General features: G+C 68.9%; 11 protein-coding genes. 3 read left to right on the forward strand and 8 right to left on the reverse strand.

Features of this window, described 5'->3' with window-relative positions:
• The coding region (locus tag ACILRF_RS11055; RefSeq protein WP_395672824.1) for an AAA family ATPase at positions 1 to 1,169 on the forward strand (1,169 nt) is incomplete at its 5' end.
• A 54-nt stretch (positions 1,170 to 1,223) separates the two neighbouring features.
• Here the strand turns inward: ACILRF_RS11055 and ACILRF_RS11060 are convergent.
• The 6 genes from ACILRF_RS11060 to ACILRF_RS11085 form a co-directional block, all read right to left on the reverse strand.
• Complete coding sequence (locus ACILRF_RS11060) at positions 1,224 to 2,357, reverse strand: glycosyltransferase family 61 protein (RefSeq protein ID WP_395672826.1); 1,134 nt, start codon at positions 2,355 to 2,357, stop codon at positions 1,224 to 1,226.
• 4 nt (positions 2,358 to 2,361) lie between these two features.
• Positions 2,362 to 2,796, reverse strand: a complete 435-nt coding sequence (locus ACILRF_RS11065; protein WP_395672828.1) for an HIT family protein — start codon at positions 2,794 to 2,796, stop codon at positions 2,362 to 2,364.
• Between the two features lie 49 nt (positions 2,797 to 2,845).
• A complete protein-coding gene (locus ACILRF_RS11070) occupies positions 2,846 to 4,006 on the reverse strand; it encodes a GNAT family N-acetyltransferase (RefSeq protein ID WP_395672830.1) in 1,161 nt (386 codons plus the stop codon).
• Entirely contained in the window at positions 4,003 to 4,749 is a 747-nt protein-coding gene (locus tag ACILRF_RS11075) for a glycerophosphodiester phosphodiesterase family protein (protein ID WP_395672831.1), read from the reverse strand. Before ACILRF_RS11075 ends, ACILRF_RS11070 begins: the two co-directional genes overlap by 4 nt.
• Complete coding sequence (locus ACILRF_RS11080) at positions 4,746 to 5,207, reverse strand: RidA family protein (protein ID WP_395672833.1); 462 nt, start codon at positions 5,205 to 5,207, stop codon at positions 4,746 to 4,748. Before ACILRF_RS11080 ends, ACILRF_RS11075 begins: the two co-directional genes overlap by 4 nt.
• Before the next feature lie 108 nt (positions 5,208 to 5,315).
• A complete protein-coding gene (locus ACILRF_RS11085) occupies positions 5,316 to 5,750 on the reverse strand; it encodes a phasin family protein (protein WP_395672835.1) in 435 nt (144 codons plus the stop codon).
• 237 nt (positions 5,751 to 5,987) lie between these two features.
• Here ACILRF_RS11085 and ACILRF_RS11090 point away from each other — a divergent pair, with 237 nt between their 5' ends.
• Positions 5,988 to 7,262: a serine hydrolase gene (locus tag ACILRF_RS11090; RefSeq protein ID WP_395672837.1), complete on the forward strand. Its 1,275-nt coding sequence runs from the start codon at positions 5,988 to 5,990 to the stop codon at positions 7,260 to 7,262.
• Positions 7,263 to 7,412: 150 nt separating this feature from the next.
• Here ACILRF_RS11090 and ACILRF_RS11095 read toward each other — a convergent pair whose 3' ends face one another.
• Both ACILRF_RS11095 and ACILRF_RS11100 read right to left on the reverse strand, forming a co-directional pair.
• Positions 7,413 to 7,847, reverse strand: coding sequence for a J domain-containing protein (locus ACILRF_RS11095; protein WP_395672839.1), 435 nt, complete (start codon positions 7,845 to 7,847; stop codon positions 7,413 to 7,415).
• Between the two features lie 23 nt (positions 7,848 to 7,870).
• Positions 7,871 to 8,704, reverse strand: a complete 834-nt coding sequence (locus tag ACILRF_RS11100; RefSeq protein WP_395672841.1) for a division plane positioning ATPase MipZ — start codon at positions 8,702 to 8,704, stop codon at positions 7,871 to 7,873.
• Between the two features lie 160 nt (positions 8,705 to 8,864).
• Between ACILRF_RS11100 and panC the strand changes: the two genes are divergently transcribed.
• Positions 8,865 to 9,719: a pantoate--beta-alanine ligase gene (gene panC / locus ACILRF_RS11105; protein WP_395672843.1), complete on the forward strand. Its 855-nt coding sequence runs from the start codon at positions 8,865 to 8,867 to the stop codon at positions 9,717 to 9,719.
• Positions 9,720 to 10,290: the final 571 nt, after the last annotated feature.

Consider the following 10,290-nt stretch of genomic DNA (forward strand, 5'->3'; position numbering starts at 1 on the left):
CGGTGGAGCTGTCGGCGAAGTACATCACCGACCGCAAGCTGCCGGATAAGGCCATCGACATCATCGACGAGGCCGGCGCCTCGCAGATGCTGCTGGCCGAGGGCAAGCGGAAGAAGACCATCGGCTTGAAGGAGATCGAGGCGGTCGTCGCCAAGATCGCCCGCATCCCGCCGAAGTCGGTCTCCAAGTCGGACACCGAGGCGCTGAAGCAGCTGGAAAGCGACCTGAAGCGCGCCGTGTATGGCCAGGAAGAGGCCATCGAGCAGCTGTCCGCCGCCATGAAGATGGCCCGGGCCGGCCTGCGCGACGCCAACAAGCCGATCGGCTGCTACCTGTTCACCGGCCCGACCGGCACCGGCAAGACCGAGACGGCCCGCCAGCTGGCCTCCACCCTCGGCATCGAGCTCCTGCGGTTCGACATGTCCGAGTACATGGAGCGCCACACGGTCAGCCGCCTGATCGGCGCTCCCCCCGGCTACGTCGGCTTCGACCAGGGCGGCCTCCTGACCGACGCCGTCGACCAGCACCCGCACGCGGTCGTGCTGCTCGACGAAATCGAGAAGGCCCACCCGGATGTCTACAACATCCTTCTGCAGGTCATGGACCACGGCCAGTTGACCGATTCCAACGGCAAGAAGGTCGACTTCCGGAACGTGGTCCTGATCATGACCACCAACGCCGGCGCAGCCGACGCCCAGCGCAACTCCATCGGTTTCGGCCGCGGCAAGGCCGACGACGAGGTGGACGAGGCGCTGAAGCGGCAGTTCACGCCGGAGTTCCGCAACCGCCTCGACGCTGTGGTGCACTTCCGCGCCCTGACCCCGGAGATCATCCGGCAGGTGGTTCAGAAGTTCATCATGCAGCTGGAGGCCCAGCTCGCCGATCGTCACGTCACCATCGAGACGGACGACGAGGCGGCCGACTGGCTGGCGAAGAACGGCTTCGACGAGCTCTACGGCGCCCGCCCTCTGGGCCGGGTCATCCAGGAGCACATCAAGAAGCCGCTGGCCGACGAGATCCTGTTCGGCCGGCTGGTCAAGGGCGGCCACGTGCGCGTGGTGCTCAAGGACGGCAAGCTCGGCTTCGAGATCGAGGGCGACGTCCGCGAGCCGGGCGCCCCGGTGATCGAGAACCCGGCCGAGGACGCCGAGACCGCCCTCGCCGACTGACAGCGGTCGCGACGAGACGACGAAGGCCCCGGGGCGATCCCGGGGCCTTTTTCGTCAGAGCAGCGCGTCGAGGTAGTCGAGGAACGGATCGAGCGGCAGGCGATAGCCGAACACATAGCTGCGCAGCCGCTTGAGCAGCGGCACCTCGCGCGCCGGGCACGGCGAAGCGCAGTAGAACGGCCGCCAATCGGCGCCGGTCAGCCTGGCCAGGGCCAGCACCCAGTGCGAGGCGTAGTTCTGCGGCGTGATCTCGACGATCCGGGCGCCGGCCGGTGCGAACAGGGCGTTCGCCAGGGCCGCGCCGGTCGGGGCGACGATCACCTCCGCCTCGCGGACCAGGGCGATCTGCGCGGCGGGGGACAGGTCTTCGGGCCGGACGATCCGGAAGCCGCGGGCGCGAAGCTGGGTCTCAAGCGCCGCCTCGTTGACCATCACCCGCATAGGCTGCGCACGGCGCGAGAAGTAGACCCGGGAGGCGCCCTGCCCGGCCGGCGCCGTGGCGAGGATCCGCTCGCGCAGCTGCAACGCCAGGTCGTTCGGCATGCCGAGGAAATGGTCCATGCTCGTCGCGAAGGCGACGGAGCCGGCGCGCACCACCGGCGCGGCGATCTCGCGGACCGCAAGGCCGGGAAAGCCGTAGTCGAGCAACGCGCGGCTCCACGGCGCCAGCGGCGCGGTGATCGGCGTGTGGTCGGCGAGCAGGCCCGCCTCCTCCAGCGCCAGCAGGCTGCACAGGCCGTCGAGCAGGAAGTGGCCATAGTTGAAGTTGCCGCCCCACGGCTGGAATGCGGCGACGGCGTCCAGCTGCGGCGCGTCGAGCGGCGGCTCGAACTTCAGGCCCGCCGGCACGGCGTGGAAGCTGGGCAGGCCCGACAGGTCCGGCCACTTGCCGCGCGCGCCGTTGACTGTGGCGGCGAAGGCGCGACCGCGCGCGTCGATCACAGCCCCATGACCCGGGAGGTGGAAGGCGTTCTCGACCCGGCAGACGCTGGTCTCCCCCACCGTCAGCACCAGGCCCTCGAACCAGGGCGGCCGCGGCGATCCGCCGGCGCGGCCGGTCAGGGCGCGGCCTTCGCCCGGGGGAACGTGGGCCAGCTGCCGGACGATCACCCGCCCAGGCTCGGCCCGCAACGCCGCCCCCGACCGTAGCGGCAGGGCCTCGGTCTCGGAGACGACGTCGATCAGCATGGGCTCAGAGCTTGGCGGCGATCGCGGCGGCGAGCGCTTTCAGCTCGTCGGGGTCGGCCATGCCGCCGCCGGCGTGGCGGCCATGCGGCACGCCTTCCCACGTCGGAATGATGTGGAAATGCAGGTGGTAGACGGTCTGCCCCGCCGGCGCGCCGTTGAACTGGGTGACCACGATGCCGTCCGGCTTCAACGCCTCGCGGACGGCGCGGGCCACGCGCTGCACGGTCTGGATCAGCGTCGCGAGGATCGCCGGATCGGCCTCCAGAAGGTTGCGGGCCGCATCCTGCTTGGGAATCACCAGCGTATGGCCGGTGGACTGCGGGAAGACGTCCATGAAGGCGACAACGTGGTCGTCCTCGTAAACCTTGGCCGCCGGCGCCTCGCCCCGGATGATCTTGGCGAATATGTTGCCGTCGTCGTAGGCGCCGTCGAGGCTCATGAGGGGCTCCCAGGTTCAGTCGGGTGTTAGCAAATCGCGCCCACAGGGCCTAGCTGGCGCGATAGGGCGAATAGGCTTCCTCCAGCCACTCCATCTCCTGTTCAACCCCGGCTATTTCCTGACGGAGGAACCGTTCGACCGGCGCCCGGAGGGCGGGATCGGCGATGTGGTGGGCCGAGTAAACCGGCGTCGGCAGATAGCCACGTGCGATCTTGTGCTCGCCTTGCGCGCCGGCTTCGACGCGGGCCAGGCCCCGCCCGATCGCCCACTCGATGGCCTGGTAGTAGCAAAGCTCGAAGTGCAGGAACGGCACGTCCTCGACGCAGCCCCAGTGGCGACCGTAGAGCGCCTCGTCTCCGATCAGGTTGAGGGCGCCGGCGATCCAGCGCCCGTCCCGGCGCGCCAGCATCAGCAGGACTCGCTCGCCCATCCGCTCGCCCAGCAGCGAGAAGAACTCGCGGTTCAGGTACGGCCGCCCCCACTTTCTCGAGCCGGTGTCCATGTAGAAGCCGAAGAAGGCGTCCCAATGCGCCTCGGTCAGGTCGGCGCCGGTCAGGTGGTGGACCTCAAGCCCGGCCAGCGCCTCGCGCCGCTCCCGGCGGATGGTCTTCCGCCGCCCCGAGGAGAGGGCGGCAAGGAAGTCGTCGAACCTGGCGTAGCCGCGGTTGTGCCAGTGGAACTGCTGGCCCTCGCGCTGGGCCATCCCCTGCGCCCCCAGCCAGCGCCATTCCGACTCGGTCGGGAAGTTGATGTGCAGGGATGAGACGCCATAGCGCTCGGCCAGCGACAGAGCCCCGCTCAGCAGAAGCCCCCTCGCCTCTCCGGCGTCGACGTCTGGCCGAACCAGCAGTCGCGGCCCGGTCGCCGGCACGAACGGCGTGGCCGACAACAGCTTCGGATAGTACCGACCGCCGGCCCGCTCGTAGGCGTCAGCCCAGGCGTGGTCGAAGATGTATTCGCCCTGGCTGTGGGACTTCAGATAGAGCGGCGCGACCGCTGCCAGCCGCCCCTCGGCGTCTTCCACCGCCAGGTGTTGCGGAGCCCAGCCGGTCTCGGCGGCGACGGAGCCCGACTGCTCCAGCGCGTCGAGGAAGTCGTAGAGCACGAACGGATTGCCGCCGTGCGCCGGATTGCCCGCACAGGCGTCCCACGCCGCGCGGCCAATCTCGGAAATCCGCCGGCAGACCCGGACGCCGGGCCGAAGGCTCACGCCGGGTAGCCCTCGAAGATGAGGTTGTCGCAGGCGGCCGCGATCGCCGCGCCTTGTTCGGCCGAGCGCGCAGTCCAGGCGATCACCGGTATTCCCTTGGCCCGCAGGGCGGCGACCGGTTCGGTCTCCAGGATGTCGAGGCCCGGGGCGAGGAAGTGCGGCCGGGCCGTCTCCAGGTGTTCGAACCGGGCGTAGCTGCGCCGCAGGTCCGGGCTGATTTTCGCCGCATCCCGATAGGAATAGCTGTTCAGGCCGCGCAGCACACCGGGGAAGCGTTCGGCGAACCAGGCGTGGGAATAGGGATTGAAGCCGATCACCGCGACCGGTCCGGCGTGGTCGATGATGGTGTCGTGCACCCGTTGTTCCAGCGGCCCGACCTGACCGGCCGGGGTCTTCAGCTCGATGAGCGCCATCGCCCGGTGGCCGATCACCGCCAGAGCCTCGGCCAGGGTCGGCATCGTCTCGTCCGTGCCGGCCAGGCGGAGCCCGGAAAGCTGCGCCGCCGTGTGATCGGACAGTCGGCCGGTCGCGCCGGTCAGGCGGGCGAGCTCCTCGTCGTGGAACACCATCGCCTCGCCGTCAGATGACAGCTGGACGTCCAGCTCGATCCCGTAGCCGTGGACGCAGGCGGCCTGGAAGGCGGCCAGGGAGTTCTCCGGCGCGCCGCCTAGGGCCCACAGTCCGCGGTGCGCGATCGGCGGGTGGAACAGGCGGTCCCAGGCCTCGCCGAAGCGCGCCCTCACGAGATCTGCACCACCGCGTCGACCTCGACGGAGAAGTTCAGCGGCAGCCGGTAGACGCCCACCGCCGAGCGGGCGTGCCGGCCCGCATCGCCGAAGGCCTCGACCATCAGGTCGGAGGCGCCGTTGATCACCCGCGGAATGTCGAAGAAGTCGGCCGCGACCTGGACGAAGCCGCCGAGTTTCACGACGCGCACGACGCGCGACAGGTCGCCGTCGCAGGCGGCCTTCATCTGCGCGATCAGGTTGATGCCGCAGATGCGGGCGGCCTGGCGGGCGCGCTCGAGGTCGACCTCATCGCCGACGACGCCCTTGATGCCGCCAGCCTCGTCGATCGAGATCTGGCCGGAGATGTGGATCAGGTCACCAGCCCGCATGAAGGGGACATAGTTGGCGACGGGCGGGTTCGGCCGCGGGAGCGTGATGCCCAGGGCGGCGAGGCGGTCTTCGACTTGCGACATGCCCGCAGGTCTAGCGCCCCGGCGGTCCAGAGAAAAGGCGGCCACAAGAAAAGGCCCGGGCCTTGCGGCCCGGGCCCTAAGCACCCGGAGATACTGTCCGGGAAAACCTTAGCGGACGGCCTGCAGGCGCTCGACGGCGGCGGTCACGCGCTCGTTCAGGGGCTTCACCGCATCCTTCACCGAGGTGGAGAAGGTCTCGGACACCTGGCCGAACTGGGCGACGTAGGCTTCCAGCGCGCCCTTGGCGAAGGCGGTCTGCAGCTCGATCACTTCCTGCACGCTGCGCGCGCCGGCCAGCGAGCGAGCGGCCGCGACCTGGCTGTCGAGGTTGGCTTTCGAGAAGGCGAACGCCTGGGCCCCGAGGGCCTCGGCGCCCTTCGCGGCGGCCGTCACCGAGGCGACCACGGCCTCGAGGTTCTTCTGGGAATAGGTGTTGGCCTCGTTGAGCGCGGCCAGCGTCTTTTCGACGCCGTCCTTGAAAGCGACGCCGGACGCGGCGGTGAACTGTTCGGCGGTGGTGTTCACGGTATCGTCAGCAGCCATCGGTCGAGCTCCTTGGCGCAGGGACAAGGCTGTCCCGAGGCTCAAAACCTCTCATGCTGCATCGCAACAGTCAAGGGAATTTGTGCAGCGCACAATAAACTGGGCGGTTCCGCGCCTGGCGCGACATTTGCGCTCGTTCAAGCCTTGTTTACTGTCAGGCAACGCTCCTGCTGGCATGGTAAGCGGGATTCCCGGCGGCCAGTTGCCGCCAGAACCCTTTGATTCGACGGACGAAGCATGTTCCAGCACGCCCGCCGCCTGTTCGTAGCCCTGAGCGTCGCCGTCGCGACGGCGTTCAGCTCGGCTGCTTCTCCGGCCCTCGCTCAGTCTCCGTTCCAGGTCCTCGCCAGCGCGTCACAGAGCAAGTACGCGGCGATCGTCGTGGATGCGAAGAGCGGAGAGGTCCTCTACTCCCGCCGCGCAGACGACGCCCGCTATCCGGCGTCGATCACCAAGGTGATGACCCTCTATCTGACGTTCGAGGCGCTCTCGGCCGGCAAGCTGGATCTCGACGACCGGGTTCTGTTCTCGCCGCGCGCGGCCGCGCAGTCGCCGACCAAGCTCGGCGTGCCGGCCGGGCAGACCATCTCGGTCTCGGAGGCGATGCAGGCGATGGCCATCAAGTCCGCGAACGACGTCGCCGTCGCCATGGCCGAGAAGCTCGGCGGCACCGAAAGCCGCTTCGCCGCGCTGATGACGCTGCGCGCCAAGGAGCTCGGCATGACGAACACCAACTTCGTCAACGCCTCCGGCCTGCCGGACAGCCGCCAGATTTCGACGGCGCGCGACATCGCCATCCTGTCCCGGGCGGTGATGCGCGACTACCCCCAGTACTACAAGCTGTTCAGTCAGACCCACATGACCTTCCGCGGCCAGACAATGCGCAACCACAACGGTCTGCTGCACCGGATGTACGGCGTCGACGGGCTGAAGACCGGTTTCACCAACGCCTCGGGCTTCAACCTCGCCGTCTCCGCCGTCCGCGACAACCGCCGGCTGATCGCCGTGGTGCTCGGCGGGCCGACCACACGGGCCCGGGACGACAACGCCGAATCCCTGCTCCTGACCGGCTTCGACGTCGTGAAACGCCGCGACCTCGGCGAGAAGATCACCGTCGCCCAAAGTCTGTTCGAGCCGGAACCGCGCGGCCGGATCCAGGGCTCGGTCGAGCAAGGGGACCAGGACATGAAAATCGTCCTGGCCTCCGCGGCCCCGCCGACCCGCACCACCCGGATCGAGGTCGAGGCCCCGGCGAAGCCCGCCGCCAAGTCCAAGGAGCGCTGGGCCGTGCAGGTCGGCGCGTTCAAGACCCGCGCCGACGCTAAGGAACAGGTCGGCCTGATTCAGAAGCGCTTCGGCAAGCAGGTCGCCGGCGCCAAGCCGACGACCGACAAGGCCGGCTCGCGCTACCGCTCGCGCTTCGTGGGCCTGTCGGAAAACGAGGCCAAGCAGGCTTGCAAGGCGATCAAGGCGAAGAAAATGGCCTGCCAGGTGGTTTCGCCGACCGCCTGACGCCCGCCTGTCTTCGGATCCTCATGGTCGGGCTTGTCCCGGCCATCCAAAAAAGCGCCGCCGCCTCCGCCGATGGGACGCCGAGGTCCTAATCTATGCCGTTGTGTGCAGGAGGCGCCGGCCAGCCCAATGATGAGCGGCCTAGGGTCCTCAGCCCTTGAGCAACCGCTCGCGCGCTGCGTTGAGCTGGGCGGCCAGGCCAGCGGTGCCGCCCTTGTCCGGATGCGCCAGGCGCATGAGGCGAGCATAGGCCGCCTTAATCTCATCCGGCCCGGCGCCCTCCCCCACACCTAGGATCGACCGGGCCTCGGCGGCGCTCATGCGGGCTTGCGACGGCGGCGGTGCGGCGGCGCGCGGGGCGGCGGCTTGGCGGGTAGCGGTCAGGAGCCAAAGGCCCACCACGGTCAGGACGACGGCCCCGCCCCATGACTGCCGCACGCCCAGCCAGGCGGCGCCGGCGAAGGCGGCAAGGGCGAACATGGCGGTCAGGAAGCGCCACTCCCGGCGCTTGGCGAACGGCTTTCGGCCCCGCCCCCCGAAGAGCAGCAGGACGACCGCCGCGGCGCCGAGCAGCAGGTAGGTCATGGGAGCGAAGGATTCATCGGCGGCTATTCCGCCGCGATCCTTTCGCCCTCGTCCAGCCCTGAGAACCCGAGGGCGGTCATCAGCGCCCGCAGTTCCTGACGGGCGGCGACGTGCTGCAGCGACATCGCCACCGGCCGGATCGACGGTGACAGGTCGGCGATGGTCAGGCCGAACGGGAACAGCTCGCGATAGATCACCCGGTCGCGCAGGCCGGGACCGATGCGGAAGCCGACCTTGCGGGACAGGGCCGCGACCCGCTCGTCCAGGCGCTTGCGGTTACGCGCCTCGGTCGGCGCCAGGCGGTTGCGCAGCACGACCCAGTCGATCTGCTTGCGCTCGTTGGTGGCGCGGGCCTTGCGGCTGTTCCACACCGTCTCGGAATACAGGCTGTGGCGGGTCAGCTCGAGCGTGACCGGATCGACGACGCCCAGCATGTCGAAATCGACGAAGCTGTCGTTCATCGGCGTGACGATCAGGTCGGCGACGCCGTGGGCGGCCCGGCTCATCGCGGTGTCGCTGCCGGGCGTATCGATCAGCACGAAGTCGGCCACGCCGCGCAGCTCGGCCAAAGCGGCGTGGAAACGAGGCAGCGCCTCTTCGTCAGGAGCCTTGGCCAGGGCGACGCCGTCGGCGGCGAAATCATGCTCGACCGGCATCGGCGCCTGGGCGCCGTTGGCGGCCAGCCAGGCCCGCCGGTTGGCGAAGAAGTGACCCATGGTCTGCTGCCGCAGGTCGAGATCCAGCACCGCGACCTTGGCCCCGCCGTGTAACAGGGCGACGGCGATGTGGATGGCGAGGGTCGATTTGCCCGCCCCGCCCTTCTCGTTGCCGATGACGATGACGCTGGCTTGCGACATGCCTGAACTCCAGAAGGCGCCGCAAAGCGGCCCCGAAAAGCGGTCCCTAGGTGACCGAGGCGCCAGAGTCGGGTCAACGCGAGAGATGGTCGCCCCCTGTGGATTGAATTGGGCGCTCGATGGATGGACGCGCGCAGGCGGCTCCGCCATAAGCCGCGCCATGTCGGCCCCCCCGGAAATCGTCCGCACCGTCCAGACCCTGCGCGCCCGGGTCCGCGACTGGCGCGCCGCCGGCGAGCGGGTCGCCCTCGTCCCGACTATGGGCGCGCTGCACGCCGGCCACCTGTCCCTCGTGCGTCTAGCAGGCGAGCGAGCCGGACGGGTTGTGGTGTCGATCTTCGTCAACCCGACGCAGTTCGCCGCCGGCGAGGATTTCGAGGCCTATCCGCGTGACGAGGCCGCTGATGTCGCTGCCCTGGCAGGCGCCGGCTGCGACCTGATCTATGCGCCGACCGCGGCCGAGATGTATCCGCAGGGCTTCGCCACCCGGGTACAGGTCTCGGGCCTAACCGACGAGCTCGAAGGCGCGCGGCGACCCAGCCACTTCGACGGGGTCGCCACCGTTGTCGCCAAGCTGCTCATCCAATGCGAGCCGGACGTCGGGGTGTTCGGCGAGAAAGACTACCAGCAGCTGCTGGTGATCCGCCGCCTCGCGCGCGACCTGAACCTGGCGGTGGACATCGTCGGCGCCCCGATCGCCCGAGACCCGGACGGCCTCGCCCTGTCGTCGCGCAACGCCTACCTTACGACAAGCGAGCGGCCGACGGCGGCGGCGCTGCATCAGGTCCTGGCCGGAGCGGCGACGCGGCTACGCGCCGGCGCACTCATCGCCGACGTCGAGGCCGATGCGATCGCGGCCCTGGCGAAGGCTGGATTCGATGAGGTGGACTACCTGGAGGTGCGGGGCGACGCCGATCTGCACCGACTAGGGCCCGGCCGGCTTGACCGTGCCGCGCGGCTTCTGGCCGCCGCTCGCCTCGGCCGCGTAAGACTTCTCGACAACTTGGCGATCTAGCAACGGACGATTGCGACGCCCGGCCGCGGCAACCTGCGGCCGCGCGTCGCAAGCCTGTACGGCCAAGCCGCGACGTTCACGCACAGCTAGACCGCGGCAACTCGTCACAGCAGAGCTGGCACAACCACGGGCTGAGCGTCCGAGCCGACAAAGCCAGGACAAAGGTGACGTTCCATTACAGCGACGGTTGTTTCCCGAATTATCGAACCTATTCATACCTCTCCCAAACAGGCTTTACTATAACGCCGCCGGAAACAAGCTCTGCGCTAGCAACGTGGATCAATAACATCGTTCGCGGTCAACACCCCACCCTCGGTTGAGCGTGCGACAACTTTGATAGGGGTTCCGAAAGCTTCAACCCCGTAGATCTACAGCCATCGCAGGGCTGTCGGGGCCCCAAGCGAGAGCGGCGGGCCAACCGCCTTCGAGAAACGGGACAAGTCGATGGCTTATGTGAAGTACGACGGCGCTCGCGCCGCCGAAACCGCTGCACCGGTTTCAGATCTGTTCAGCGCCGATGCGGCTGAGACGCTGACGGGGACGTCGGCGGCCAACTCGCTGTGGATCGGCG

This window comes from Phenylobacterium sp. (assembly GCF_044236515.1).
In the GTDB taxonomy this organism is placed as follows: Bacteria; Pseudomonadota; Alphaproteobacteria; order Caulobacterales; family Caulobacteraceae; genus Phenylobacterium.